The organism is Cellulomonas sp. GTC20042 (assembly GCF_055389595.1).
On the sequence record NZ_AP043678.1, the window covers coordinates 3777704 to 3803996 of the forward strand.

A 26293-nucleotide genomic window follows, 5' to 3' on the forward strand; every position below is an offset into this window, starting at 1 on the left:
GCCGTCGTGCAGGCCCCTGCACGACGGCCGCAGGAGAGGCCGGGGGAGGTCGCCTGCGGCACACTGTCGCAGGTGACCTCCCCTGACCACCGCACGTCACCGGCCCTGCCGGCGGCCGACGACGCCCTCGCCCGTGTGGCGCAGGGCGACCAGGAGGCCTTCGCCGAGCTGTACGACGCGCTGTCCCCCGCCGTGCACGGCACGGCGCTCCGCGTGCTCCGCGACCCGGACCACGCAGCCGAGGTCACCCAGGAGGTCATGGTGGAGGTCTGGCGCACCGCACCCCAGTTCGACCCGCGCCGCGGCACCGCGCGCGCCTGGGTCGTCACCATGGCGCACCGCCGTGCGATCGACCGCGTCCGCGCCGTGCAGGCGCAGCGCGACCGCGACCAGCGCGTGCTGGACACCGACTTCGCCCGCCCGTTCGACGAGGTCGCCGAGCAGGTCGAGCAGACCCTCGAGGCCGAGCGCGTCCGGCACTGCCTGGACGGGCTCACCGACACCCAGCGCGAGTCCGTGACGCTCGCCTACTACGACGGCCGCTCTTACCGCGAGGTCGCCGACCACCTCGACGCCCCGCTGCCCACCGTCAAGAGCCGCATCCGCGACGGGCTGACCCGGCTGCGCGACTGCCTGGGGGTTGCGGCATGAGCCCGCGACCCGGCGAGCGGCACGCCGACGACGGCGCCACCCGCGAGCTGCTCGGCGCCTGGGCGCTGGACGCCGTGGACGACACCGAGCGCGCCGCCGTCGAGGACCTGATCGTCCGCGACCCCGACGCCGACCGCGAGGCCCGCGGGCTGCGCGAGACCGCCGGGCTGCTCGGCGCCGCGGTGGCGGTGGACGCGCCCGAGGAGGTGCGTGCCGCGACGCTGGCCGCCGTGGCGCGCACGGCGCAGGCCGACGCGGGTGCCGTGCCCGCGACCCCCGCGAGCACGCACGTCCCCCCGACCCGTCCCGCCGACCCCGGCACCACCCGCACCCGGCCGCCCGCCGGCCCGCGCTCCGCCACCGGCCCCGGCCGGTCCACCGGTGCCCGCCGCCCCGGACGCGCCCGCCTGGTGCTCACCGCCCTGGTCGCCGTCGTCGCCATCGCCCTGCCGTCCACGGTCGCCTGGCAGCAGGGCCGCCGCGCCGCCGAGGCCGAGGCCCGCACCGACCGCATCGCCACCCTGCTCGCCTCCCCGGGCGCGCAGGTCGCCACCGGCACCCTCACCAGCGGCGGCGAGGCCGTCGCCGTGGTCACCGCCGACGCCGGCCTGGTCACCGTCACCGGTGCCGCCGACCCCGGCGCGGACCGCGTCTACCAGCTCTGGGTCATGCGCGACGGCGAGCCGCTGGCCGGCCCCACCTCCGACGTCACCGGTGGGGTGGTGCAGATCAGCACCGACGAGTTCCGCACCGGCGACGCGCTGGCGCTGACCGTCGAGCCGGAGGGCGGGTCGGAGCAGCCGACGTCCGAGCCCGTGGTGGTGCTCGCGCCGGCGTGAGGCGGGGCGTCGTCGGGCCGTCTGATCAGGCCGCACGCGCGGGGAATACGAGCTATTCCACGAATATTCATGCTGTCGAGCGCGTGCCAACTATAGAATCGTCCGCCGATGATCCGTGGTGCATTCGTTCCCTTCGCGACATCCGCGCACGCAGCCCATCCAGATGAGTGGTCGCGACTTCGTCGCTCGAAACACGCTCAGCCTCCGCCATCGAAGACGGCGTGCCGAATCACTCGGCACAATTCCTCATAGTCAACATAAGGGAATCCTTCAAACGGTGAGTACATGCTGAGTGCGTCGATGAGATTCGCGTCGACCTCTTCGCTGGACTCAATGATGGCACCTTCAAGAACACCTGCGGCAGTCATGGACTGATCGCCGTCAAGGATTACCCTCGCGGCTCGCCTGATCCTATCCATGGCTACCGCACCACCATGGCCGTGACCACGTGCCCTCGGCTATTGGCGACCATCACGACAAGATCCTCGCTTGCCACATTTTGACTCCCCTTCGCGGCCTTACATGCGATTCCCGTTGGACGGTCCAGGATGTCTTCAACACGAGAGAGCGCCATGGGCGACCTCTCGGCGCACCAAAGACAACCCGACTGGCGACCCCGCACGCGGCACGAGCTCTACTCACCCGCGCTCGGGAAGTAGTTGACGAAGCGCAACAGCGCTTCGTCGGGCGCACCGACAGCAGCACCCTCCAGAGAAGACTGGGCTCTCCACATGACCGTCCACTGGTGGACATACCCGTTCTGGTGGACATAGTGGCCAACGGCAGGGCGCTGAAAGTTGACGTATCGACGCGACCCTCGACCCAACTCCCAGCCCAACGACGCGTGCCGGCGAATTATCGCCTCTCCGAGGAGCAGACCAAAATCCCATGCGAGAGATAGGGACGTCGGATCGAGCAGGATCGGTTCGGTGTTCAGCTCCGGCGGACCGGTGGTCGCCGCCGCGAGATCCACACTCTTGTCGAGGGTCACGACCCCAGAAAGCCATTCACGCATTTGTTCGATATCAGCATCATCATAGCCCAACTTCACACCGAACGCGCCAGCGTAGCTCGCGAGGACCGACAGCCGATGTTCTTTGGACTCCAAATCACCCGCAAAGGCCCGGCGCGCTCGCGCAGGAGTCAGACTATGGCGAACCAAACCAAACTCCGGCTCGTACATCTCGTACTCCGGAAAGTGCAGCCCGCCACTCACGCACTTCACCTCTTCTCACGGTTCACGCACTTCGAGCACTTCCACGCACGACGACGCCGATGCCACTACTCCGGAGCAGATTCTGCAGCGGTGCCGTCGGTCCAATCTTACCGGTCTGCGCACTGCGAAAGAAGACCCACGTCACCGACTGCACCTGACCGGTCCTGATAGAAAATGCGTCCTTCATGACTTGCTGCCTGATGCTCGAACTCAGCGAAATACGCCCGGTCTTGATCTCGAACGCCTGACCTGAGCGCATGATGTCGTAAAACCGGCCACCGAGCGAGGTGGCCTGGTATTGCTCGATTCGCCCGCCCATCATCGCGTGGGCACGATCCCGCGCAGCATTCCCTTGGACGCGGTTGTTCTGGATCGCCGATGGCGCCACCTGCTGAAGGTTCGTGGCCGCCGGGCGCGTCGCGTGCGCCACCGTGATCCGGTTGCCGATCGACCGCAGCCCCTGCGTGATGCCGAACCCGACGCCGCTGGTCGCACCCCCGGCGAGCGTTCCCCCCGCGACGCTGCGGTACCCGCCGTTCCACGAGTAGTGCCCCTGCCCGTCGTCGCCGGTGAAGGCGTAATTCGCCGCTGCCGCTCCGCCGCCCGCGACGGCACCGACGGTGACCGTGGTCAGCGCAGCCGACCCGCCCATCGCGGTCGCGAGTCCCGCAGCAGCGGCCCCGCACACGCCGGCTGTGGCCGCCGCGCACGCGACGACCCCCGCGACGACGACGACCGCAGCGGCGGCCCCGGCGACGGTGCGCCAGTTGTCCTTGGTCCAGTCGACGGCGTCATCCAGCCAGCCCGGCCAGTACCCGAGCACGTCGACGGTGCTCAGCGGGTCGGCGAGCACGTAGGCGTACGCGTTGAGAGTGCCGGGCCGGGTCAGCAGGCCGTCCCACGCGTCCTGGGTGGTGAAGACCCCGGTGGCCGGGTCGTAGGTGCGGGCGTGGAACAGCACCGCGCCGAGCCCGAGGTCGGTCGCCTGGGACGTGTAGCCGTGATCGGCGTCCCACCCGGCGGTGGCGACGTCGGCGACGCCCCAGGGGTCGTACGAGGCGACCTGGGTGATCGTGTCGCCCGAGGCCTGGGCGATCACGGAGCCCAGCGCGTCGGTGAGCTGCCAGACCGCGCCGGAGGTGACACCGCCCGGCAGCACCGTGGGGTCGTTGTTGCCGACCCCGCTCGTGGCTGCGATGGTCGCGGTGCGGGCGGAGGACTGCACAGCCACCGCACCGGTCGCGTCCCGGGCGTATGTCGTGGTCCCGAAGACGTCGTCGGAGGTCGCGACCTCGGTCAGGCCGTCCCAGGTGGCGGTCGCCGTGTGCGAGACGAACTGGGTCGTCGTGGTCGTGGTCGCGGTCCGACCGAGCCCGTCACGGGTGAGCGCGACGGTCCGCTCGGGGTCGGTGATCGTCGCCAGCCTGCCGTCGGCGCCGTAGGTGTACTCGCGCACGGTCGCCCCGGCACCGCTCGCCTGGGTGGTGCTCTGCGCGGTCCGGTTGCCGGCGTCGTCGTACCGGTACTCGGTCACCGTCCGGGTCGCACCCACCTCGCCGAGCCCGGGTACGGCGAGCGTCGAGGCGGCGATCCCGGTGTCGGTCGTCGTGCCCGCGGTGGTGCGGGTCAGCCGGTTCGCGGCGTCGAAGTCCGCGGTCGTGCTGCGCACCGTCCCGTCGGGCTCGGTGAGCGTCGCGGACGTGCGGCTGCCCGAGGCGTCGTACGTGTACGCGAGCCGCGAGAGCGGCTCATCGCGGTCGGCGTCGGCCGAGGCGGGAGCGGGCGCAGGCTCGGCGGACGTGCCGCCGGACAACCGTCCGAGCGGGTCGTAGGTGAACTCCTCGACCAGGCTCCGCCCGCCGGTGTCCGAGCGGGTGCGTGAGGCGACCTGCCCGGTCGGCGTGTACGTCTGGTCGATGGCGATGTCCCACACGCCCGACCCGTCGGTGCCTGCACCCGGCAGCGTCCGCCCGGCGAGGTAGTCCGCCCCCGGCAGGCAGGTGCCGCAGGTGAGCGCGACGTCACCCGCGACCGGCGCCGCGACCGCGGGGACCTCGGTGACCCGATGCCGGACCGCGGTGGTGCGCCCAGCGGGGTCGTACACGAGCTCGCTCAGCGGTCCGGGGGTGCCGTCGGCGTTCACCCGCGTGATCGCCGTGACCTGGTCTGCGTCGTCGTAGGAGTAGGTCATCACCCCGGCGTCGGTGCCCTGCTCCACGACGCGCCCGGCGGCATCGTAGGCCCAGGTGCTGACCGTCCGGTCCGCAGCGGTCTGGCCGGTCCGGCGTCCGGCCGCGCTGTACGCGGTGGTCAGGGTTCCGGCGACGGTGCGCTGCGCGGTCTGGCGCCCCTCGGCGTCGTAGGTCCAGCCCGTCGCCCCCGACGGGTCGGTCATCGTGATCAGGTTCCCGGTCGCGTCGTAGGTCAGCTCGATGGTCACCGGCTCGGCGGCGGGCTGGGCATAGCCGACCGTCTGCAGCCGCCCCGCGTCGTCGTAGGTGTACGACGTGGTCCGCGCATCGGGATCACGCTCGCCGGCGAGCCGACCGGCGTCGTCGTAGCCATACGTCCAGACGCTGCCCAGCGGGTCGGTCTCGGAGGCGACGCGCCCGCCGGCCGTGTACGTGTACTCGGTGACGGCACCGGTCGGTCCGGTGACCCGGGCCAGGTGCCCGACCGCCGTGTACTCGTACTCCGTCGCGACGTTCTCATCGACCCCGGCCGTCCCGGAGTCCGTGGCGTTCTGCACGACCCGGACCAGCTGACCCGCCGCGTCGTAGTCATACGCCGTGACCACCCCGATCGGGTCGGTCGCGGAGGTCTGCCGTCCCGCGGAGTCATACCCGAACCCGGTCACCGCGCCGGTCGGGTCGGTGATCTGCACGACGTGCCCGGCCGCGTCGTAGGCGTAGGTGGTCGCGCCGCCGATCCGGTCGGTCTCGGTCAGCACCCGTCCCGCGCCGTCGTAGGTGTATGCCCAGGCCGCGCCGCTCTCGACGCCGACGGCGGTGACCTGCCCGGCCGCGTCCACGGTCCAGGTCTCGCGCACGCCGTCGGCGTCGACCTGCGCGGTCTGGTTGCCGTCGACGTCGTACTCGAACGTCGTCGTCGCACCCGTGCGGTCGGTCTCGGAGACCAGCTGCCCCGCCGCGTCGTACTCCGCCGTGGTGGTGCCGCCGGCCTGGTCCGTGACCGTCACGATCCGCCCGAGCGCGTCGTACGCGTACCCCAGCGTCCCGCCCGGTCCGGCCTCGGTGCTGAGCCGGCCGGCGTCGTCGTAGGTGAACGTCGTGGTCCCACCCGCCGAGTCGCGGGTCTCGAGCAGGTGGCCGCCCGGTCCGTACGCGTACCCCGTCACCACGCCGTCCGGATCGGTCTCGGTGATCACCCGGCCCGCCTGGTCGTACTCCCAGGTGCTGACTCCGCCGGCAGGGTCGGTCTGGGCGACCACCCGGCCCTCGGCATCCAGCGTCCGCTGCCAGAGTCCGCCGTTCGGATCGGTGATCGCCGTGGTGCGGTGCGCGGCGTCCAGCGTGGACGTCGTGACGGCCCCGGTCGCGTCGGACTGGGAGACCTGGGCGTCCTCGCCGTTGTAGGCGTAGCGGGTGACCTCGCCGTTCGGATCCGTGACCGCGGTCAGGCGTCGAGCGGAGTCCCACTCCTGGCGGATCACCGCTCCGGTCGGATCGGTGATCGAGGTGAGATTGTCGTTCGCGTCGTAGGTCCACGAGGTCACCCCACCGTTCGGGTCCGTCTCCGAGACCAGACGCCCCGCGGTGTCGTAGTCGAATGTCGACGTCGCGCCGGACGGCCGGGTCCGGGACGTCAGGCGGTTGCCGGAGTCGTACGCGAACGCGGTGACCCGCCCGAGCGGATCCGTGGCCGAGACCTGATTGCCGTGCCCGTCGAACTCCGCGGTCCACCGCTCGCCCACGGCGTCGACGACCACCACCGGGTTACCGGCTGCGTCGTACTCGGTGACCTCCACGGCCCCGCCGGGTTGCTGTACCCGGGTCGGCCGGCCGGCGGCATCCCGCTCGACGCTCGTCGTCAGCGTGGTGCCGAAGCCGGCACCCGCCTCGACGACCTCCACGATCCGTCCGAGATCGTCCAGCACGAGGTCGGTCCGACCCCCGCCCGGAGCGTCGATCGACGTGGTGCGTCCACGGGCGTCGAGGGTGTACCCGGTGCGTGCCCCGCCGGCGGTGACCACGGCCGTCGGGGTGTCCAGCTCGTCGTACTCGGACCGGGTGACCTGCCCGAGCGGGTCGGTGACGGCGGTGACCCGGGACCGGGCGTCGACCTCGTAGGTCCACACCGACCCCGCGGCATCGGTGTAGTCCACCCCGCCGGTCCGGTAGGCGAACGTGCGCGTCCCCCCGACGCCGTCGCCCTGGGTCACGACCCGGCCGGCGTCGTCGTAGACGTTGGTCAGGAACACGGCCCCGGTTGCGTCGCGTGCGGTGGTGAGCCGGTGCGCGCCGTCGTAGTCGAAGGCCCGTACTCGTCCGTCGGGCAGGGTGAGCGTGCGCAGGTCGAGCGCTTCGTCGTACCCGAGGTGCCAGGTCCGGCCGTCGGGGGCGGTCAGCGCGGTGACGATCCCGCGCGCGTCGGAGGTGACGGCGATGCGCTGCTCACCAGGGAGCACGACGCCGATCAGAGGCCGGAACATCGGGTCGCCGTCGAGGGTCCCGTACTCGTACCGGGTGACCGCTCCGGTCGCGTCCACCCGCTCGATCACGTCACCGACGCCCTCGGGGTGCGAGGCGTCGAACCGCCAGCGGGTCCCGTCGTCCACCGTGACGAGCAGCTGCCCGCCGCCGGCCTCGGCCAGCGTGGCACCGGCACTGGCGTCGGCCGTGTACCCACCCACCCCGTCCGGCGCGAACGCGAACGAGGCGCCGTCACCCCGCACCACCATCACCGAGCCGTCGGCGAACCGCTGCGCCCGGGTGGTCAGATCCGAGGTCCACCCGGCACCGAACCGGCTCGCCCGACCGTCCTGCGAGTTGTAGACCAGCGCGACCTGCGTGTCCGAACCGCCCGGGCCGGTCACCTGGAACAGGTCCTCCAGCTCGACGAGGTTCCCGGTCGCGAGGTTCACCGGGTCGCCGCCGTAGGAGGCGTAGTTCCGGAACCCGAGCTGCATCCACGCGGCCACCTGTGCAGCCGACGGTGGGGACGGCCAGCCGCCACCACGGTCCGGGTCCGAGCAGTCGAAGCCCTGGGCCTCCAGCTGGAGCCCCAGCGAGGTGAAGACACCGTCGACGACGAAGGAGAACCCGTGGTCGATCACCGGGCGGTCGAAGTTGTGGTCCAGGAACAGCGTCTCGAGGTGGATCACCGCTCCCGGCAGGCCCGCGTACTCCGGGTAGGTCAGGTTCGCCCGTGACTTCGGGTTCGCCGGACGACCGGTGTACACGGGGAGGACGTCCAGCACGCCGGCGCGCGCCTGCTCGTCCAGCGCCCCGCCTCGGGAGTAGACCTCGGAGCCACCGTTGCCGATGTTCCCCCACGCGGCGCCGTCGTTGGCGTTGAATCCGAAGGTCACGGTGAGGTCCGGGGCGTGCGCGGACGCCATGCCCGCGCGGACATCCCGCCCGAGCTCCTGGATCGGGGTCGTCCGGGTGACGACGACATCGGCATTGCAGACCTGAGTGAGCCGGGCGGCGACCTGGTTCGCCAGGTCCACGTTGTAGCCGACCTCGGTGACCCGGGGGCCGGGGCTGTTCGCGAACGCGCGGTCGTTGTCCGGGTCCAGCACGACCCGGGGACGCGGATCGCCGGTGTCCTTGCCGCCGATCACCACGAACTGCGACAGGTGGTCCAGGACTCCGACCACCACCGAGCGGTCCGCATCCAGGTACGACGGGACGACCGACCAGGCATCGGCGTCCGTCTCCCGAGTCACCAACCGCACCGACCCCGCGCGGATCCCCTCCAGCGCGGCCGGGTCGACCTGGACCTCGATCCGCACGCCCGGGACCACCCCCACCTCCTCGTCTCCGGCCATCGACTCGCCGAGCTCGGCGTCGAGGTCAACGGCCTCGGGGTGGGCGGCCTGCCCGACCGGCAGGCCGCCGATCAGCATCGACCCGTCGTCCGCCTGCGCCACCTCGAGGTGCGAGGGATCGGCCGGTTCTGCCGCCGAGGTCTGACGACTCGGCTCGGGCCCCCCGGTGTCGTCCGGGAACGACGTCACCTTCTCCCCGTCGGCCGTGCGCGCGGAGACGTCGAAGCCCGGTGCCAGCACCACCGTGCTCTGCCCGTCGACCGCCGTCGCGGCAGAGCGCACCTCCAGGCCGGTCACGGTGACCTCGACCGGCTCGTCCAGGTCGTGTCCCGAGAACTCCACCGAGACGGCATCGCCGGACACGTGGCCACCCTGCTCCGGGGCGACGGCACCGGTGGCCCAGACCGGGGCCTCGACCTGCTCCTCCGCCTCAGCATCGGTCGACGCCGCAGGTGCGGGATCTGCGGGGTCCACGGCCGCCGCCGCGTTCGCCCGAGCCCACGCGAGCACCTGCGACGCGACGTCGGCCGGCTCGTGCGCCGACGACGGCTCCGCGGGAACGAGCATCACGGCCACCAGCGCGCTCGCCACACCTGCCGCGACCAGTCCACGACCCGCCCACCGCGAGACCGCCCACCTGGCCGCGCCGGACAGCACCCCACCACGACCCGCGTTCACGCCGCCGCTCCCGTCGCCGTCGCCACGCGCCCCGTGCGCAGAGCACGCCACCCGAGCAGCACCAGACCGGTCCCGCCGAGCGCGCAGGCTGCGACCAGCAGCCACCGCGACTCGGCACCGGTGGTCGCCAGTCGGCCCACGAGCCGCAGGCATTCCATGAGCGCGGCGACGTCCGCGATGCCATCGCCGTCCAGGTCCTCGCGCCCGGTCGCGTCCACGGCGTTCCCGACGATCAGCGCCTCGACCCAGTTCTCCACGCCGTCGCCGTCGACGTCCGCGCGCAGCGTCCCGCCCGGGCAGCCGTCGCCGCCGCACAGCAGCACGCCGACGAAGTCAGGGATCCGGTCGGCGTCGGCATCCCGGCGCGTGTCCACGCACCCGGCCTGACCGCAGACCAGGACGTCTGTCGCGTCGGGCACCCCGTCGCCATCGATGTCGGCCCAGGGGACCGCACAGGTCGCCGCCCCGCAGAGAGCCTCCTCGACCCGGTCGGCGATACCGTCGCCGTCCACGTCCGCCCACCCGCCGCGATCCACCAGACCGGTGCCCGCGAGCGACACGACCTGTCCGCCGGCCGCCGACGGGGTCCGGGCTCCTCCGGCCATCCGCGCGAGGGCACCCGCAGCACGATCCGCACCGGTGCCGCCGTCCGCGGGAGCCGCTGCCACCGTCCCCGCGGCGATGGTCAGCAGGACGACGCCCGCGCAGATCGCCGCCCGTGCTCGCGCCCGGCGAGCGGAGCGGGCAGACCGCGCGGGCGCGGCAGCCGTGGGTGTCAGCATCGGGGCACCTCGAGGGATCGTCAGGTCTCTCGATCAGCGCACGGTCGACGATTCGTCGTCACACGGACGGGCGAACGAGCGGGCAGACATCGAGGATCGATGCCGCCATTCGGGTGAACCAGGGCGAAGGTCCCTGGCCAGGTCCGCATCGGTGACGTTCACCGGGGACGACTCCCGGCGAACGCCCGACCTCAGTCCCCGTCGCTCCCGTGCCGCACGTGCGCCCCGCGCCGGGTCGGCACCACCATCGGCGTCCCGGTCTCCGGGTCGGGCACGACGCGGCAGGCCAGCCCGAACACCTCGCGCACCAGGTCGGCGGTGACCACCTCGGCCGGCGTGCCCTGGGCGACCACCCGCCCCTCGCGCATCGCGACCAGGTGGGTGCCGTAGCGGGCCGCCTGGTTGAGGTCGTGCAGCACGGCGACCAGGGTGCGGCCGTCCTCGTGCAGCCGGGCGCACAGGTCCATCACCTCGAACTGGTGGGCGATGTCGAGGAAGGTCGTCGGCTCGTCCAGCAGCAGCAGGTCGGTCTGCTGCGCCAGGGCCATCGCGAGCCAGACGCGCTGCCGCTGGCCGCCGGACAGCTCGGAGACGTAGCGGTCGCGCAGGTCGGCGACCTCGGTGGCGTCCATCGCCTCGGCGACGGCGCGGGCGTCGGCCGCGGTCCACTGCCGCAGCACGCCCTGGTGCGGGAAGCGTCCGCGGGCCACCAGGTCGCCGACGGTGATCGCCTCGGGCGTGATCGGGCTCTGCGGCAGCAGCGCGAGCCGGCGGGCGATGGCACGGGTGCGCAGCCGGTCCATCGGCTCGCCGTCCAGCAGCACACGACCCGCCCGGGGCTTGAGGGTGCGGGCCAGCGCGCGCAGCAGCGTCGACTTGCCGCAGCCGTTGGGCCCGATGATCACGGTGAACGACCCGCGCGGCACCGCGACGCTGAGGTCCTCGGCGACGACCAGGTGGTCGTAGGCCAGGGTCAGCCCCTCGGCCGCGAGCGGCGATCCGGTCATGCCTTCCTCCATTCGCGCAGCAGCAGCACCGCGAGGTAGACGCCTCCGAGAGCGGCGGTCAGCACGCCGACCGGGTACTGCACGCCCCAGGGCGCGTGCTGCGCCAGCAGGTCGGCGCCGACCAGCACCACCGCGCCGGTGCACGCGGCGGCGACCATCCCGGGGCCGGTGGACCGGGTGAGCCGGCGGGCGATCTGCGGGGCGGTCAACGCGACGAACGCCACCGGCCCGGCCACCGAGACCGCGGCGGCGGTGAGCGCGACGCCGACCAGGATCGCCCAGCGGCGGGTGGCGGCGGGGGCGACGCCGAGGCCGGTCGCCGCGTCGTCGCCCATCTCGACCACCTGCAGCCGCCCGGACAGCGCGAGCGCGGCGGGCAGCAGCACCAGCAGGGCCACCGCGATCGTCACGACGTCGCTCCATCGGCGGGACTGGAGGCTGCCGTTGATCCACACCGCGAGCTGCTGCGCCTCCTGCTCGTTGGTCTTCGTGAGCACCAGCTGCACCACGGCCAGCGCCATCGCGCCGACGGCGATGCCCACCACCACCATCCGGAACGGCGCCCGCGTGCCCCGCCCGGCGCCGAGCAGCACCGCCGAGACCGCGATCCCGCAGCCGATCAGCGCGCCGACCGGCACCGGCACGACCCCGGGCCACACCAGCGCGGCCAGGGCGGCACCGGCGGCGGCACCGCTGCCGAGACCGATCACGTCCGGGCTGCCCAGCGGGTTGCGGGTGACGCTCTGGAAGATCGATCCGGGGACCGCGAACGCCGCCCCCGCGCCGACCGCCACCAGCAGCCGGGGCAGCCGGTTGGTCATCAGGATCCACTCCTGCACCCGCGAGCCCTCGCCGGCGATCACGGCGGGCAGGTCGGCGAGCGGGATGCCGCCCTTGCCCGCGACGATCGTGAGCACGCCGAGCACCAGCACGGCCAGCAGCATGGCGACGCAGACCAGCACCGCCCGACGATTCACGTGGAACAACGACCCGGTCGGGGCGGCCACGGCCCGGGTCACGTCGGCGCTCACAGCCCCGCCCTCCCCCGCCGCACGGCCGCGATGAGGAACGGCGCCCCGACGAACGCGGTCACCACGCCGACCATCAGCTCGCCCGGTCGCGCGATCACCCGGCCGACCACGTCGGCGCCGAGCAGCAGCACCGGGCCGAGCACGGCGCAGTACGGCAGCAGCCAGCGGTGATCGGATCCGGTGAACGCCCGCACCACGTGCGGCACCGCCAGCCCGACGAAGGCCACCGGCCCCACCGCCGCCACGGCCGCCGCCGCCAGCAGCGTGGACGCGCCGATCCCGAGCACCCGCACCCGGCCCGAGCGCAGGCCGAGCGCCGTCGCGGTCTCCTCGCCGAGCGCCAGCGCGTTCAGGCTGCGGGCCAGCAGCAGCGCCACCAGCAGCCCGACCAGCACGAAGGGCCACACCCGCTCGACGGTGCCCTCGGGGCGACCGGCCAGCGAGCCGACCACCCAGAACCGGTAGGTGGTGAACACCTGCGGCTGCCCGAGCGCCACCGCCTGCACCAGCGCGGCCAGCACCGCGGACATCGCCGCCCCGGCGAGCACCAGGCGCACCGGCGTCGCCCGCCGGCCCGAGCCGCCGGCGCCGATCAGGTACACCGCCACCGCCGCCAGCAGCGCACCGGGCACCGCCGCCCACACCGAGCGCCCCGCACCGGCCCCGACCGTCGCCGTGATGATCACGACCGACGCCGACGCTCCGGCGTTCACGCCGAGCAGACCGGGATCGCCCAGCGGGTTGCGGGTCAGCCCCTGGATCACCGCGCCGGACACCGCGAGCGCCGAGCCCGCGAGCAGGCCGAGCCCGGTGCGCCCGAGCCGGGACTGCACCACGGCGGACACGTAGGAGTCGTCCGGGTGCAACCACGCCGACCAGACCTCGTCCAGCGGCACCGACTTCACGCCGATCGCCACGCTCAGCCCGCAGGCCAGCACCAGCAGCGCGAGGGCGACCAGCAGCCCGGCCGCCAGCAGCCAGGCGCGCGACCGCGAGCCCCGCAGGCCGGTGGGGGCGTGCGGGGCTCGCGGGTCGGTCACGGTGACGATGGTGCCGCCTGTCGTGCAGCGGGTCGAGCCGTCAGGAGACCTTGGCCACCACGTCGGCGATCTGCGGGACGTAGGCGTCCAGCGCCCACGGGATGCTCAGCGGGTCGGCGACGGTCACGGCCATGCCGAGCTGGCGGTCGATCATCGGCAGGTAGGCGCCCGACGCGAAGGCCGGCATCTGCTGCCACAGCGGCTGCGCCTCGGTGGCGGCCTGCTCGTCGGTGTCGTTGAACCAGGTGAACAGCACGTCCACGTCGTTCAGCTGGTCGGCGTTCTCCAGTCCGAGCGTGGTGAGGAACTGGCCGTCGTCCGGCTGCATCGAGGCGACCGAGGGCGCGAGCTCCAGGCCCAGGCCGGTCAGCAGCGCCACGCGGGTGTCGCCCGGCTGGTACACCGCGAGGGTGCCCGGCTCGGTGCCGCCGTACACGTAGGCGAAGGTGACGCCCGCGAACTCGGGGTGCTCGGCGGCGGCGGCGTCGATCGCGGCCTGCTGCTCGGTGATCAGCTCCTCGCCCTTGTCCGGCACGCCCAGCGCCTGCGCGGCGATGGTGATCTGGTCCTCGACCGAGGTGGCCCACGGCTGGCCCGGGTACGCCACGACCGGCGCGAACTCGGACAGCTGGTCGTAGACGTCCTGCTCCAGGCCGGACTGCGGCGCCAGGATCAGGTCGGGCTCCAGGGCGACGATCGCCTCGACGTCGAGCTCCGGGTACATGGTGATGACCTCGGGCAGCTCCTCGCCGGCGGCCTCGACGGCCTCGCGGAACCAGGGCTGGTAGCCGTCCTCGTCACCGGCCCAGGCGTCGGTCTCGATGCCGACCGGCGTGGTGCCGAGCGAGAACGCGATGTCCGAGGCGCCCCAGCCGAGCGTCACGACGCGCTCCGGCTTCGCCTCGATGGTCGCCTCGCCCAGCGCGGACTCGATCGTGACCGGGAAGGCCGCGTCGGCGGCGGTGGTCTCGTCGGTGCTGCCGGCATCGGCGGAGTCGTCACCGCTGCTGCTGCACGCGGCGAGCGGGAGGGCGACGGCGACCACGGCGGCGGCCGCGGTCAGCCGGCGCCGGGAGAGGGACGTGCGTGCGTGCACGGGTGCTCCGTTCGAGGGGATCCTGGGCGGCAGGCCGACAGGGGCGCCGCCTCGATGAGGCAAGGCTAACCTAGCCTCGCACCGCAGGATCACCCCGGAAGGTCACAGGTCGAGCACGGTTCCGGTCAGCCGCTGGTAGGCCTCCAGGTAGCGGGTGCGGGTGCGCTGCACGACCTCGTCCGGGAGCGCCGGCGGCGGGGCGTCGGACGCCCGGTCCCAGCCGGATCCCACCGAGGTCAGCCAGTCCCGCACGAACTGCTTGTCGAAGCTCGGCTGCGCCCGCCCCGGCTGCCACTGGTCCGCCGGCCAGAACCGCGAGGAGTCCGGCGTCAGCACCTCGTCGCCCAGGGTGACCGCGCCGGTCGTCGGGTCGACCCCGAACTCGAGCTTGGTGTCCGCGAGGATCACGCCCCGCTCCCGCGCGATCTGCTCGGCACGCGCGTAGACCGCCAGCGTCAGGTCGCGCAGCTCCTCGGCGCGCTCCCGGCCGAGCGTGGCCGCGACCACGTCGATGCTCACGTTCTCGTCGTGCTCGCCGACCTCCGCCTTGGTCGCGGGCGTGAAGATCGGCTCCGGCAGCCGCGATCCGTCCTCCAGCCCCGCTGGCAGCGGGATCCCGGTGACCTCGCCGCCGGCCCGGTACTCCGCCAGCCCCGAGCCGGTCAGGTATCCGCGCGCCACGCACTCCACCGGGAACATCTCGAGCCGCCGGCACACCATCGCGCGACCCAGCACCTGCGCCGGGACCTCCGGCGCCTCCGCGCTCACCACGTGGTTCGGCACCAGGTCGGCCAGCTGGTCGAACCACCACAGGCTCAGCCGGGTCAGCACCACGCCCTTGTCCGGGATCCCCGGGCTGAGCACGTGGTCGTAGGCCGACACCCGGTCGCTCGCCACCACCAGCACCACGTCGCCGTGCGCCCGGGTGACCGCCTCGCCCTCGGACGTCGTCGTGTCCGGCACGTACAGGTCGCGGACCTTGCCGGAGTAGGTGTGCGTCCAGCCGGTCAGCGCGGGGGCGTGCGTCATGGCGCCCATCCTGCCGCAGGTGGACGGGCGGCCGGTCCGGGCGTCCGGTCGCGGCGGCGCGCAGGGATCCGTGGGCACCGGCACCCTCGCGCGGGGCGCTCGGTGATACTGCTCGCCATGGAGCTCTCCCCCGCGATGTCCGTGCTGCTGCTGATCGCCGGTGTCTGGAACCTCGCCATCTGGCCGCCGTTCCTGCGTCGCATCGCCCGCGACCCCCGCGCGAAGGACGCCGACGGCCGGGCCACGCGGTTCCTCACCGTGCACATCGTGCTGGTCGCGGTCTCGATGACCCTCGGCCTCGCCGTCCTCCTGGTCGGCCTCAGCACCCTGCTCTGACCCACGCGCCCGCGCGCACCCGGACCCACTCGCCTCGCCGAGTTGTCATCTTTCGTCGCTTCACGAGCCTCGGATGCGACAAGAGATGACAACTCGGCGCAGGTCCCGCCCGTGCGCAGGGCGCGCGCGGCGCACGGGCTCAGCGGGCGGCGCGCGGGCTCAGCGGGCGGCGCGGGCGGCGATGTCGGTGCGGTGGTGGGACCCGGGCAGGTCGATCGCGGCCACCCCGGCGTAGGCGCGCTCGCGGGCGGCGGCCAGATCGACCCCGGTGCCGACCACGGACAGCACGCGGCCCCCGGCGGAGACCACCCCGCCGTCGGCGCCGGCCGCCGTGCCGGCGTGCAGCACGTGCACCCGGTCCAGCGCCCCCGCGGCGTCCAGCCCGGTGATCGCGTCGCCGGTGACCGGCTGCTCCGGGTACCCCGCGGACGCGATGACGACGGTCACCGCCGCCTCGTCGCGCCAGTCCAGCGGCGGCAGGTCGGCGATCCCGCCGGTGGCCGCCGCGAGCAGCACCCCGGCCAGCGGCGTCGCCAGCCGCGCCAGCACCACCTGCGTCTCCGGGTCGCCGAAGCGCGCGTTGAACTCGACGACGCGCAGCCCGGCGGAGGTCAGCGCGAGCCCGCAGTAGAGCACCCCGACGAAGGGCGTTCCCCGGCGGCGCATCTCGTCCACGGTGGGCTGCGCGACGCGCGCGACGACGTCCTCGACCAGCCCCTCCGGCGCCCAGGGCAGCGGCGTGTACGCGCCCATCCCGCCGGTGTTCGGGCCGGTGTCGTCGTCGCCGACCCGCTTGAAGTCCTGCGCGGGCACCAGCGGGACCACGTGCGTCCCGTCGCTCAGCACGAACAGCGAGACCTCGGGCCCGTCCAGGTAGTCCTCGACCACCACGCGTCCGCCGTCCTTGGCCAGGCAGCCCAGCGCGTGCGCGAGCGCGACGTCCCGGTCCTCGGTGACGACGACGCCCTTGCCGGCGGCGAGCCCGTCGTCCTTCACCACGTAGGGCGCGCCGAACGCGTCGAGCGCGGCACCGGCCTCGGCGGGGTCGGTGACCACGCGCGGCTCGGCGGTCGGCACGCCGGCGGCGGCCATCACCTCCTTGGCGAAGGCCTTCGACCCCTCCAGCCGGGCGGCCTCCGCGCTGGGCCCGAACACCGGGATCCCCACGGCGCGCACCGCGTCCGACACCCCGGCGACCAGCGGCGCCTCGGGGCCGACGACCACCAGGTCCGCGCCGAGGTCCTGCGCGAGGGCCGCGACCGCCGCGCCGTCGAGCTGGTCCACCGCGTGCAGCGTGGCCAGGGCGCCGATGCCGGGGTTGCCCGGTGCGGCGTGCAGCTCGGTGACGGCCGGGTCCTGGGAGAGGGCGAGGGTGAGGGCGTGCTCGCGGGCGCCGGTCCCGACGACGAGGATCTTCACGGGGCCGACCCTACCGAGCGTCCGGCGCCGCGTCCGGGGGCGCCGAGGCGTGGACCGGCGCGTCCGGCAGCGGCAGCACGTCCACGTACACCCGCACTGTCCGCCTCCCGTCGGTGCCCCCGCCCAGCCGACGCTCCTTGGCCCGGCCGAGGTGCTCGTGCACCAGGGTCTCCAACGCCTCGATCAGCTCGCGCGCCTCGTCCGGCGTCAGCTCCTCGGTGCCTCGCGAGATCGTGCTGGCGCGCCGCCAGGCGGGATCGGTGCCGGGGTTCTGCGACCACTCGGTGAGCACCCGGGCGCGATCGGCGAGCAGCCCCTGCACCACGGCGACCGCGGTGGCGGTGCCGTCCGGCCCGTCGAACATGTCCTCGGCCTCGAAGCGTACGGACACCGGCCGCCACCAGCGCTCGCGCCCTCCGGTGTGCGTGGGGTCGTCCTCGACGATCCCGTGCTTGGCGAGCTGGCGCAGGTGGTACGAGGTCTGGCCGCTGCTCTCGCCGAGGTGCCGTCCGACCTGGGTGGCCGTCGCCGACCCCTCGGCGGTCAGGTAGTCGTAGATCGCCATCCGCAGCGGGTGCGCGAAGGCCTTGAGGGCCGCCGGACCACGGGGCAGCGACGCGGGCTCGTTGACGTCATCCATGTGCAGAGATACCTTTGCAGAGTCTTCTTTGCATAACTTCCTCTTCAACCAGGACGAGGTTACCCGTGCCCGCCACCGCCACCACCGAGGACCCCGCCGCGCCCGCGCCCGACCAGCCGCGCGAGCCGCTCGGACCCCGCTTCCGCCACCTGCTCACCTCCACCACCCTCGCCAACCTCGCCGACGGCGTCGTGCAGGCCGCCGTGCCGCTCTACGCGCTCAGCCTCACCCGCTCCCCCGGCCAGATCTCGCTGCTGTCCGCCGCCGCCTGGCTGCCCTGCCTCGTGCTCGGCCTGGCCGCCGGGGTGCTGGTCGACCGCGCCGACCGGCGCCGCACCCAGATCGTCGCGCTCGCCGCCCGCGCCGTGCTGCTCGTCGGCGCCGCCGCGCTGGTGCTGACCGACCGGATGTCCATGACAACGCTGCTCGTGGTCGTGCTCGTCTACGGGGTGACCGACGTGATCGCCGACCTCGCCGAGAGCGCCCTGGTGCCCGACCTCGTCCCCCGCTCGCGCCTGCACACCGCCAACGGCCGGGTGATGGCCGCCCAGCACGTCGCGGGCTCCTTCCTCGGTGGCCCGATCGGCGGCGTGGTGGTCGGCATCGGCGCCGCCTGGGCGTTCGGGGTGCCCGCCGGGCTCGCGGTCGCGGCGGCGCTGGTGCTGGTCGTCGGCGTCCCCGGCCGCTACCGCCACGCCGCTGCCGTCGGCACCGCACCCGCCGACGCCCCGGCGGCCCCCGCGCGCACCGGGCTCCCGGCCGCCGCCGCCCACGAGGTCCGGCGCACGCTCGCCGAGGTGCGCGAGGGCGTGTCCTTCCTGGCCCGCAGCCCCGTGCTCCGCCCGCTGCTGATCACCGGCAGCGTGTCCAACATGTGCTTCACCGGCTACACCGCGGTCTTCGTGCTGTGGGCGGTGGGCGAGGGATCGGCGATCGGCCTCACGCCGACCCAGTACCCGCTGATCGGCGTGGCCATGGCCGTCGGCGCGGTGCTCGGCTCGGTGGTGGTGGAGCCGCTGCACCGGGTGGTCGGCGAGGTCCGGCTCATGCTCGGGTCCTGGCTGACGATGTCCGTGCTGCTGGTGGTGCCGGTGCTCTGGCCCACCGCCCTGGCCACCGGCATCGCGTTCTTCCTGGTCGGCCTGCTGACCACCCTGGGCAACGTGCTCTCCCAGTCCATGCGTCAGCGGCTGGTCGCGCCCGGGATGCTCGGACGGGTCGGCGGCGCAGGCCGCACCCTGTCGTACGGCCTCATGCCGGTCGGTGCGCTGCTCGCCGGCGTCGCCGCGGAGGCCTGGGGGCTGCGCGTCACGCTGTGGGGCGCGGCGGCGGTCGCGGTGGTCGCGATGATCTACCCGCTGCTCGTCGTCCGGCAGCGCCACGTCACCGCCGCCGAGGCGTCCGTACCCGGGTAGAGCCCCCCTCACCGCACCGAGGTTGCACGAAAGCCGCCTTCCCACGCCGGGAAGGCGGCTTTCGTGCAAGGTCGACGACCCGCGCGGGCTCAGCCCAGCAGGTCGTGCTTGACGACCGTGGCCTCGCGCCCGGGGCCGACGCCGATCGCGGAGATCTGCGTGCCGGACAGCTCCTCCAGGCGCTCGAGGTACCGCTGCGCGGCGACCGGCAGGTCGTCGAACTCGCGCGCACCGGAGATGTCCTCGGTCCAGCCGTCCAGGTACTCGTAGATCGGCTTCGCGTGGTGGAAGTCGCTCTGGTCGTCCGGCATCTCGTCGAAGCGCCGGCCGTCCACGTCGTAGGCCACCGCCACGGGGATCTTGTCGCGGCCGGTGAGCACGTCGAGCTTGGTCAGCACGATGTCGGTCAGCCCGTTGATCCGGGTCGAGTACCGCGCGACCACCGAGTCGTACCAGCCGGTGCGGCGCGGGCGTCCGGTCGTCGTGCCGAACTCGCCACCGGTCTGCCGCAGCCACTCGCCGTCGGCGTCGAACAGCTCGGTCGGGTACGGCCCCTCGCCGACGCGGGTGGTGTACGCCTTGGCGACGCCCACCACACGGTCGATCCGGGTCGGGCCGACGCCGGAGCCGGTGCACGCGCCGCCCGCGGTCGCCGAGGAGGAGGTGACGAACGGGTAGGTGCCGTGGTCGATGTCCAGCATGGTCGCCTGACCGGCCTCGAACACCAGGGTCTTGCCCTCGTCCAGCGCGCGGTTGAGCACCAGCGGGGTGTCCGCGACGTAGGGGCGCACCCGGTCGGCGAAGCCCAGCAGGTCCTCGATCGTCTCGTCGACCGTGATCGCGCGGCGGTTGTAGACCTTCACCAGCAGGTGGTTCTTCTGGTCGAGGGAGCCCTCGACCTTCTGCCGCAGGATCTTCTCGTCGAACAGGTCCTGGATCCGGATGCCGACCCGGTTGATCTTGTCGGCGTAGGCGGGGCCGATGCCGCGACCGGTGGTGCCGATCTTCCGCTTGCCGAGGAACCGCTCGGTGACCTTGTCGATCGTGCGGTGGTACGGGGCGATCACGTGGGCGGCGGAGGACACCAGCAGCCGCTCGGCGCTCAGCCCACGGGCCTCCAGCGCGTCGATCTCCTGGAACAGCACCTCGAGGTCGACGACCACGCCGTTGCCGATCACCGGGACCACGCCCGGCGACAGGATGCCCGAGGGCAGCAGGTGCAGCGCGTACTTCTCGCCGTTGATGACGACGGTGTGGCCCGCGTTGTTGCCGCCGTTGAACTTCACGACGTAGTCGATCCGCGACCCGAGCTGGTCGGTCGCCTTGCCCTTGCCCTCGTCGCCCCACTGGGTCCCGAGCACCACCACGGCCGGCATGTGATCACCACTTCCACCCTGCCGGCGGGCGACCTCCGCGGCAGCGGACAGGCACGTCGTGCACGTCCGCAGCGGGGTCGGATGCCGGCGGCAGGTCCTCCAGCACCTCCGGAAGGTTACCGGAGCCGCGCGATCACGCCCCTCCTCGGCCGCTCAGCGGAGCGCGGCGACCTGCACGGCCGAGGTGCCGGAGTCGACCAGGAACTGCGCGCAGCGCTCCGCCTCCTCGTCCTCCTCGATCGCCTCGGCGGCCTCCGCCAGCGCCAGCAGCGCGCGCAGGAAGCCCTGGTTCGGCCCGTGGTCCACCGGGATCGGGCCCCGCCCGCGCCAGCCCGCGCGGCGCAGCGCGTCCAGCCCACGGTGGTAGCCGGTCCGCGCGTAGGCGTAGGCGGCGACGGGGTCGCCCTCGTCCGCCAGCGCCCGCTCGGCCAGCAGCGCCCAGGCCAGCGAGGACGTCGGCACCTGACGGGCGGCGTCGCGCGGGTCGCCGCCCGCGTCCAGCACCGCGCGCGCGTCGGCGTCGGCCCCCTCGGGCAGCAGGGTCGGCTCGGGCTCCAGCAGGTTCGCTCCGGTCATGGGGACGAGTCTCGCACCGTCCCCCGACCGGCGGAGCCCCGCGCCGTTGCGCATGCGGGTCGGCGGAGCCGTGGTTACAGTCGGTCCGGCCGTGCCGCCGCATCCCCCCTCGTGCCGCCGGAGGACATCCATGATCGAGATCGCCACCTCTGCCGCCACCACCACGCTCGCGATCACCGGTGACCTCGACCTCGCCGAGCGCGACCAGTTCCCGGAGATCGCCGCCCGCGTGGTGGGTCTGCGGCGGCAGCTGCTGGTGATCGACATGTGCGGCGTGACGTTCATGGACTCCACCGGCGCGGCGTTCCTGATCTCGCTGGCCGATGCCAGCCGCAAGCGCGCCGGCGCGACAGTGCTGCGCGGCGCCGACCCCCGCGACCTGTTCGTGCTGGAGGTCTGCGGCGCGCTCGAGCTGTTCCGGATCGACACCGAGCACCGCTGCGCCGAGGACGAGATCTCCGCGATCGGCGCGGGCACCGCCGGCACCCCGGCCTGACGCGGGGCGCGGCCGGGCGCCCGCGATCAGGCCGGCGTCGCCCCGTCCTCCTCCGCGGGCCGCAGCCGCGCCCACACCACCTTGCCGGTGCGCGAGGGCCGCCAGCCCCAGTCGGCGAGCCGCTCCACGATCCGCATGCCGAAGCCGCCGATCCGCCCGGGGTGCCCCTCGGTGGCCACCGGCGGCGTGGGGTTGGAGTCCTCGACCTCGATCCGCAGCCCCTCGCCGGTGTCGTGCAGCCGCAGGGTCACCCGTCCCCAGCCGTGCAGCACCGCGTTCGCGACCAGCTCGGAGACCACCAGCTCGGCGTTCGCGGCGTCGTCCATCTCCCACGCGTGGCAGGTGCGCAGCACCGCGTGCCGGGCGCGACCGATCGACGCGGGCTCGCCCGGCAGCTGCCAGCGCCGGCTGCGCACCCCGCCGCCGTGGCCCGAGGTGTCCGCCTGGTCCGGCACACGGACCACCACCACCGCCACGTCGTCCTCCGGGCTGTCGGCCAGGCGCGCCAGCAGCTCCTCGCCGATCCCGGCGGCGTCCATCGCGCTCGCCGCCGCGGCGACCCGTTCCAGCGCGGCCGCCCCGTCCGGCAGCGCACGGTCCCGGCGCTCGATCAGGCCGTCGGTGTAGAACACCAGCACGTCACCGGGCTCCAGATCCTCGTGCGCGGTCTGCCGGTGCGCCGAGCCGAAGCCGATCAGCGCCCCGCCCGCGTCGTTCAGCAGCCGCACCACGCCGTCCCGCACCAGCAGCGCCGGCAGGTGGCCCGCCCGGGAGTACGCCAGCCGCCAGCGCGGCCCGTCCTCGCCGTGCTCCCGGGTCAGCGTCGTCAGCACCAGGCCCGCCGACCGGGGGATCCGCATCCCGCCGATCAGCTGGTCCACCCGTTCCAGCACCCGCCCGGGCTCGGTCACCTCGAAGGTGTAGGCGCGCACCACCGACCGCAGCTGCCCCATCGCCGCGGCGGCCTCCACGTCGTGACCGACCACGTCGCCGATCACCACGCCCACCACGTCCGGCGCGATCTGCACCACGTCGTACCAGTCCCCGCCGACCTGCGCGTAGACCACGTTCGGCGCGTAGTACGACCACACGTCCAGCCCGTCGACCTCCGCCTGCTCCGGCAGCATCGCCCGTTGCAGCGTCTCGGCCACCCGGTGCTCCCGCGCGTACAGCCGCACGTTCTCCATCGCGAGGCCCACCCGGCGCGCGGTCAGCTGGAGCACCGTGCGGGTCTCCTCGTCCAGTCCGGTCCGGGCGTCGCGCGGCACCACCACCAGCACCCCGAGCACCTGGTGCCGACCGGGCACCGGGAGCACCTGCACCTGGTCGACGCCCGGCAGCACCTCGCCGATCCGTTCCGCGACCTCGGCGGCCAGCCAGCCCGAGGCGGTGTGCACCGGCAGCCCGTCGTCCAGCGCGAGCCCCCGCGCACCGGTCGCCGCGCCGTCCAGCAGCTCGCGCACCGGGTCCGGCCGGTCGGGGTCGGGGCGGCGGGCGCGACGGCTGAGGAACACCGGCGGCACCGTCGACCCCGGGCGGCGGCTGCGCGGGCTGCGCGACCCGTCCACCCCGTCGGCGGCGTGCAGCCCGTCGTCCTCCACGTAGAACCCGGCCCAGGCGACCACCTCACGGCTCAACAGCTCGGAGATCGCCCGCAGCGTCGTGGGGTCGTCCAGGTCCATGATCAGGTCGGACACCGCGGCGATCAGCGCCAGCGCGGCGGACTTCCGGCGCACCACCTCCACCTCGGCGGCCCGCGCCGCGTCCTGGTGCACCTCCGCCGACACGTCCACCATCGCGCCGATCCAGTGCGTCACGTCGCCGTCGTCGGTCAGCAGCGGCACCACGATCGTCCGCGCCCAGAACCAGTCGTCGCCGGTCCGCCGCACCCGCAGCAGCGCCGAGGTGGCGCGCTGGGCCTCCACCGCGTCGCTGAGCAGCCGCAGACCGGAGGCGTCGTCGGAGGCCAGCGCGACCAGCCCCGCGGCGGGACCGACCACGTCCTCCGCCGTCAGACCCGTGACCTCGGTGAACGCCCGGTTCACCCACACGACGGGCCAGTCCGGGAGGCCGGCGTCCGCGATCACCACCGGCATCCCGCCCACATGGGCGGCCACCTGACGCACGACCTCCAGCGTCTCCTCGGCACGGTCGTCGGCCGGAGAGTTGACCACCACCACCTCCGATCGTCTAGCGTTCCCAGCAGGTCCGGCGAAGCCACCACCGGGACATGCCGATCACCCGGCGACGGTCATCAGCCGTCGGCGGACGGAAGGAGCATCGTGCGCGACGGTAACAGCACGCCGCCGGGCGGGCTCGCCGGGGGCGGGAACCCGCAGGACCCACCGGTGACGACCGTGCCCGCGCCCCTCGACGCGCCCGGCGAGCCGGGCTCGGTGCACGTGATCCTCTCCCCGGACCGGACCCGCATCGTCCTGTCCGGCGAGATCGACGCCGACCTGGGCGCGGACCTGGCCGAGGCCACCGCCGACGCCGAGCAGGCCGGCGCGCCGATCGAGGTCGACGTCCACCACGTCACCTTCATGGACTCCTCCGGCGTCGCGTTCCTCGCCCGCCTGGCGACCCGCACCCCGCACCGCGTCCGGCTGCTGCACGTGCCGCCGACCGTGCGGTTCCTGCTCGACGTCACCCGGATCGGCGAGCTGCTGGACGTCGTGGACGACGCTCCCGCCTGATCCCGATCGCCACGCAGACGCACGGAGGCCCGGCCACCCGCGAAGGGTGACCGGGCCTCCGTCGCTTCCGTGACCCTCAGGTCAGGAGAGCTTGTTGCCCGCCGAGCGCAGCTGCTGCGCGGCCTCGACAATGCGGGCGGCCATGCCGGCCTCGGCCAGCTTGCCCCAGGCGCGCGGGTCGTAGGCCTTCTTGTTGCCGACCTCGCCGTCGACCTTCAGGACGCCGTCGTAGTTGGCGAACATGTGGCCGACCACGGGACGCGTGAACGCGTACTGGGTGTCGGTGTCGATGTTCATCTTGATGACGCCGTTGTCGACCGCCTCGGCGATCTCGGCGGCGGTGGAGCCGGAGCCACCGTGGAAGACCAGGTCGAACGGGTCGGTCTTGCCGATCTCGGCGCCGACGGCCTTCTGGATCTCCGCGAGGATCGACGGACGCAGCTTGACCGCACCCGGCTTGTACACGCCGTGCACGTTGCCGAAGGTGAGGGCCGTCAGGTAGCGGCCCTTCTCGCCGGCGCCCAGGGCCTTGATGGTGGCCAGGCCGTCCTCGGCGGTGGTGTACAGCTTGTCGTTGATCGCGGCCTCGTGGCCGTCCTCCTCGCCACCGACGACGCCGACCTCGATCTCGAGGATCGTGCGGGCCGCCTGCGAGAGCTCCAGGAGCTCCGCCGCGATGACCAGGTTCTCGTCCAGCGGGATGTCCGAGCCGTCGAACATGTGCGACTGGAAGGTCGGGTTCTTGCCGGCCTTGACCTCCTCGGCCTCCAGGGCCAGGAGCGGACGGACCCAGGAGTCCAGGTTCTTCTTCACGCAGTGGTCGGTGTGCAGGGCCACGGTGATGCCGTAGCTCTTCGCGACCTCGGCGGCGTACGCGGCGAGGGCGCGGGTGCCGGCGACGCGGTCCTTGATCGTCGAGCCGGACGCGTACTCCGCGCCACCGACCGACACCTGGAGGATGCCGTCCGACTCCGCCTCGGCGAAGCCCTGCAGCGCGGCGGTGATGGTCTGGGAGGAGGTGATGTTCACGGCCGGGTAGGCGAACTTGCCCGCCTTCGCCCGGTCGATCATCTCGGCGTACACCTCGGGGGTCGCGATGGGCATCGCAGCAGCTCCTGTGTCAGAGGGGGGTTCGCTATCGCACCAAGTCTGGCACGTCGGCGGGAGTGGGTGGTCGGGACGTTCGTGCCCGGGAGTGCGGGACGGTGCCGGCGCGGGCGAGATCAGACGCCCGGCGTCGGCCCGTCCAGCACGTGCGGGTCGCCCTCGAACGGGCGCAGCGAGTCGGGCGCAGGGAACGGCAGCACCCAGCGCGGCGCCGTCGGGTCGACCGCACCGAGCCGGTCGGCGACCACGACCACGCGCTCCGCGCTCACCTCGGCGAACCGCACCCGGTGCACCGTCCCGTGCACGTCGGTGAGCTGCCACAGGTCCGCGAGCCAGCGCAGGCCGCGCTCCTCCAGCGCCTCCTCCGCCGCCGGCCAGTCCACCGGGCCGGTGACGTCCCGCCCCAGCCGGTCCACCGCGACGACCTCGTCGCCGTCGGGGCGGATCCAGCCCAACAGCTCGCGGTCCTCGGGCCGGCGGTGCTCGGTCCAGCCGGCGGGCGGCACGGTGGGGTCGCTCACCCGCGTGCGGCGGTCGACGTGGCGGCACGCGCGGCCCTGACCTCGCGGACCAGCGCCGCCAGCTCGGGCACGACACGGGCCTCCCGGTCGAGGGCCTCGTCGACCTGCTCGACCTCGCGGGCGCTGAGCAGCATGACGCGCTCCTCCATCAGCACGAGCCGCGCACGCTCCAGCGCCGCCCCGAGCACGAACGAGGTCACGTCCTGCTGCTGCGCGCGCGCTGCGGAACGGATGAGATCGAGCGCGTCGGGCGCGAGACGCATGTTGAGGCGCGCCGAGCGGTCTGCTGCTGCGGTCGCGGCGGTCTGGGCGGTCATGACATCCCCTCT

Annotated in this window: 22 protein-coding genes; 6 read left to right on the forward strand and 16 right to left on the reverse strand. The window is 73.6% G+C overall.

The annotated features are described in order from the left end of the window. Positions 1 to 72 precede the first annotated feature (72 nt). Together sigK and ACZ5HG_RS17490 are read left to right on the forward strand one after the other, a co-directional pair. Positions 73 to 651 carry an ECF RNA polymerase sigma factor SigK gene (gene sigK, locus ACZ5HG_RS17485; protein ID WP_464178688.1) on the forward strand — a complete coding sequence of 193 codons (579 nt, stop codon included), beginning with the start codon at positions 73 to 75 and terminating at the stop codon, positions 649 to 651. Then, positions 648 to 1490 (forward strand): anti-sigma factor, encoded by an 843-nt coding sequence (locus tag ACZ5HG_RS17490; RefSeq protein ID WP_464178690.1) that lies wholly within the window; start codon positions 648 to 650, stop codon positions 1488 to 1490. Before sigK ends, ACZ5HG_RS17490 begins: the two co-directional genes overlap by 4 nt. Before the next feature lie 634 nt (positions 1491 to 2124). Here the strand turns inward: ACZ5HG_RS17490 and ACZ5HG_RS17495 are convergent. The 8 genes from ACZ5HG_RS17495 to ACZ5HG_RS17530 all read right to left on the reverse strand — a co-directional run bounded on the left by ACZ5HG_RS17495 (position 2125) and on the right by ACZ5HG_RS17530 (position 15382). After that, on the reverse strand, positions 2125 to 2706 hold the full coding sequence (locus tag ACZ5HG_RS17495) for a hypothetical protein (protein WP_464178692.1): 582 nt from the start codon (positions 2704 to 2706) through the stop codon (positions 2125 to 2127). A 22-nt stretch (positions 2707 to 2728) separates the two neighbouring features. After that, positions 2729 to 9397 carry a DUF6531 domain-containing protein gene (locus ACZ5HG_RS17500; protein WP_464178694.1) on the reverse strand — a complete coding sequence of 2223 codons (6669 nt, stop codon included), beginning with the start codon at positions 9395 to 9397 and terminating at the stop codon, positions 2729 to 2731. Next, positions 9394 to 10179, reverse strand: coding sequence for a hypothetical protein (locus tag ACZ5HG_RS17505; protein ID WP_464178696.1), 786 nt, complete (start codon positions 10177 to 10179; stop codon positions 9394 to 9396). Before ACZ5HG_RS17505 ends, ACZ5HG_RS17500 begins: the two co-directional genes overlap by 4 nt. Positions 10180 to 10370: 191 nt before the next feature. Then, a complete protein-coding gene (locus ACZ5HG_RS17510) occupies positions 10371 to 11186 on the reverse strand; it encodes an ABC transporter ATP-binding protein (RefSeq protein WP_464178698.1) in 816 nt (271 codons plus the stop codon). Continuing rightward, positions 11183 to 12217 (reverse strand): FecCD family ABC transporter permease, encoded by a 1035-nt coding sequence (locus ACZ5HG_RS17515; RefSeq protein WP_464178700.1) that lies wholly within the window; start codon positions 12215 to 12217, stop codon positions 11183 to 11185. The genes ACZ5HG_RS17510 and ACZ5HG_RS17515 overlap by 4 nt, the downstream gene beginning before the upstream one ends. Continuing rightward, entirely contained in the window at positions 12214 to 13257 is a 1044-nt protein-coding gene (locus tag ACZ5HG_RS17520; protein ID WP_464178702.1) for a FecCD family ABC transporter permease, read from the reverse strand. Before ACZ5HG_RS17520 ends, ACZ5HG_RS17515 begins: the two co-directional genes overlap by 4 nt. Before the next feature lie 40 nt (positions 13258 to 13297). Continuing rightward, positions 13298 to 14353 carry an iron-siderophore ABC transporter substrate-binding protein gene (locus tag ACZ5HG_RS17525; RefSeq protein ID WP_464178704.1) on the reverse strand — a complete coding sequence of 352 codons (1056 nt, stop codon included), beginning with the start codon at positions 14351 to 14353 and terminating at the stop codon, positions 13298 to 13300. Between the two features lie 102 nt (positions 14354 to 14455). Beyond that, positions 14456 to 15382, reverse strand: a complete 927-nt coding sequence (locus ACZ5HG_RS17530) for a phosphoribosylaminoimidazolesuccinocarboxamide synthase (protein ID WP_464178707.1) — start codon at positions 15380 to 15382, stop codon at positions 14456 to 14458. 117 nt (positions 15383 to 15499) lie between these two features. On the opposite strand from ACZ5HG_RS17530, the gene ACZ5HG_RS17535 reads away from it, so the two are divergent. After that, entirely contained in the window at positions 15500 to 15718 is a 219-nt protein-coding gene (locus ACZ5HG_RS17535) for an SCO4848 family membrane protein (RefSeq protein WP_464178709.1), read from the forward strand. 159 nt (positions 15719 to 15877) lie between these two features. Here the strand turns inward: ACZ5HG_RS17535 and purD are convergent, their stop codons facing one another. Both purD and ACZ5HG_RS17545 read right to left on the reverse strand, forming a co-directional pair. Next, positions 15878 to 17137, reverse strand: a complete 1260-nt coding sequence (gene purD / locus ACZ5HG_RS17540; RefSeq protein WP_464178711.1) for a phosphoribosylamine--glycine ligase — start codon at positions 17135 to 17137, stop codon at positions 15878 to 15880. 10 nt (positions 17138 to 17147) lie between these two features. Then, positions 17148 to 17777 (reverse strand): helix-turn-helix domain-containing protein, encoded by a 630-nt coding sequence (locus ACZ5HG_RS17545; protein WP_464178713.1) that lies wholly within the window; start codon positions 17775 to 17777, stop codon positions 17148 to 17150. A gap of 65 nt (positions 17778 to 17842) precedes the next feature. Between ACZ5HG_RS17545 and ACZ5HG_RS17550 the strand changes: the two genes are divergently transcribed. Then, complete coding sequence (locus ACZ5HG_RS17550) at positions 17843 to 19192, forward strand: MFS transporter (protein ID WP_464178715.1); 1350 nt, start codon at positions 17843 to 17845, stop codon at positions 19190 to 19192. Positions 19193 to 19281: 89 nt separating this feature from the next. On the opposite strand, the gene ACZ5HG_RS17555 is transcribed toward ACZ5HG_RS17550, so the two are convergent. After that, a complete protein-coding gene (locus ACZ5HG_RS17555; protein ID WP_464178717.1) occupies positions 19282 to 20568 on the reverse strand; it encodes an adenylosuccinate synthase in 1287 nt (428 codons plus the stop codon). A 153-nt stretch (positions 20569 to 20721) separates the two neighbouring features. Continuing rightward, positions 20722 to 21144, reverse strand: a complete 423-nt coding sequence (locus ACZ5HG_RS17560; protein ID WP_464178719.1) for a DUF3151 domain-containing protein — start codon at positions 21142 to 21144, stop codon at positions 20722 to 20724. A 130-nt stretch (positions 21145 to 21274) separates the two neighbouring features. On the opposite strand from ACZ5HG_RS17560, the gene ACZ5HG_RS17565 reads away from it, so the two are divergent. Continuing rightward, on the forward strand, positions 21275 to 21640 hold the full coding sequence (locus tag ACZ5HG_RS17565) for an STAS domain-containing protein (RefSeq protein WP_464178721.1): 366 nt from the start codon (positions 21275 to 21277) through the stop codon (positions 21638 to 21640). 26 nt (positions 21641 to 21666) lie between these two features. On the opposite strand, the gene ACZ5HG_RS17570 is transcribed toward ACZ5HG_RS17565, so the two are convergent. Continuing rightward, the gene (locus ACZ5HG_RS17570; RefSeq protein ID WP_464178723.1) at positions 21667 to 23814 is read right to left on the reverse strand and encodes a SpoIIE family protein phosphatase; all 2148 of its coding nucleotides are present in this window, start codon (positions 23812 to 23814) and stop codon (positions 21667 to 21669) included. Positions 23815 to 23988: 174 nt separating this feature from the next. On the opposite strand from ACZ5HG_RS17570, the gene ACZ5HG_RS17575 reads away from it, so the two are divergent. Then, positions 23989 to 24336, forward strand: a complete 348-nt coding sequence (locus ACZ5HG_RS17575; RefSeq protein ID WP_464178725.1) for an STAS domain-containing protein — start codon at positions 23989 to 23991, stop codon at positions 24334 to 24336. Positions 24337 to 24417: 81 nt separating this feature from the next. On the opposite strand, the gene fbaA is transcribed toward ACZ5HG_RS17575, so the two are convergent. The 3 genes from fbaA to ACZ5HG_RS17590 form a co-directional block, all read right to left on the reverse strand. Then, a complete protein-coding gene (gene fbaA / locus ACZ5HG_RS17580; protein WP_464178728.1) occupies positions 24418 to 25440 on the reverse strand; it encodes a class II fructose-bisphosphate aldolase in 1023 nt (340 codons plus the stop codon). A gap of 119 nt (positions 25441 to 25559) precedes the next feature. Beyond that, the gene (locus ACZ5HG_RS17585) at positions 25560 to 25964 is read right to left on the reverse strand and encodes a hypothetical protein (RefSeq protein WP_464178730.1); all 405 of its coding nucleotides are present in this window, start codon (positions 25962 to 25964) and stop codon (positions 25560 to 25562) included. Then, complete coding sequence (locus tag ACZ5HG_RS17590; protein ID WP_464178732.1) at positions 25961 to 26281, reverse strand: type II toxin-antitoxin system TacA family antitoxin; 321 nt, start codon at positions 26279 to 26281, stop codon at positions 25961 to 25963. The genes ACZ5HG_RS17585 and ACZ5HG_RS17590 overlap by 4 nt, the downstream gene beginning before the upstream one ends. Positions 26282 to 26293: the final 12 nt, after the last annotated feature.

Bases quoted from the DNA above. Each gene is read 5' to 3' on its own strand.
- ACZ5HG_RS17505 (WP_464178696.1), bottom strand. From the start codon at position 10,179: ATGCTGACACCCACGGCTGCCGCGCCCGCGCGGTCTGCCCGCTCCGCT.
- ACZ5HG_RS17560 (WP_464178719.1), bottom strand. From the start codon at position 21,144: ATGACCGGAGCGAACCTGCTGGAGCCCGAGCCGACCCTGCTGCCCGAG.
- fbaA (WP_464178728.1), bottom strand. From the start codon at position 25,440: ATGCCCATCGCGACCCCCGAGGTGTACGCCGAGATGATCGACCGGGCG.
- ACZ5HG_RS17530 (WP_464178707.1), bottom strand. From the start codon at position 15,382: ATGACGCACGCCCCCGCGCTGACCGGCTGGACGCACACCTACTCCGGC.
- ACZ5HG_RS17590 (WP_464178732.1), bottom strand. From the start codon at position 26,281: ATGACCGCCCAGACCGCCGCGACCGCAGCAGCAGACCGCTCGGCGCGC.
- ACZ5HG_RS17565 (WP_464178721.1), top strand. From the start codon at position 21,275: ATGATCGAGATCGCCACCTCTGCCGCCACCACCACGCTCGCGATCACC.
- ACZ5HG_RS17545 (WP_464178713.1), bottom strand. From the start codon at position 17,777: ATGGATGACGTCAACGAGCCCGCGTCGCTGCCCCGTGGTCCGGCGGCC.
- ACZ5HG_RS17555 (WP_464178717.1), bottom strand. From the start codon at position 20,568: ATGCCGGCCGTGGTGGTGCTCGGGACCCAGTGGGGCGACGAGGGCAAG.
- ACZ5HG_RS17490 (WP_464178690.1), top strand. From the start codon at position 648: ATGAGCCCGCGACCCGGCGAGCGGCACGCCGACGACGGCGCCACCCGC.
- ACZ5HG_RS17535 (WP_464178709.1), top strand. From the start codon at position 15,500: ATGGAGCTCTCCCCCGCGATGTCCGTGCTGCTGCTGATCGCCGGTGTC.
- ACZ5HG_RS17510 (WP_464178698.1), bottom strand. From the start codon at position 11,186: ATGACCGGATCGCCGCTCGCGGCCGAGGGGCTGACCCTGGCCTACGAC.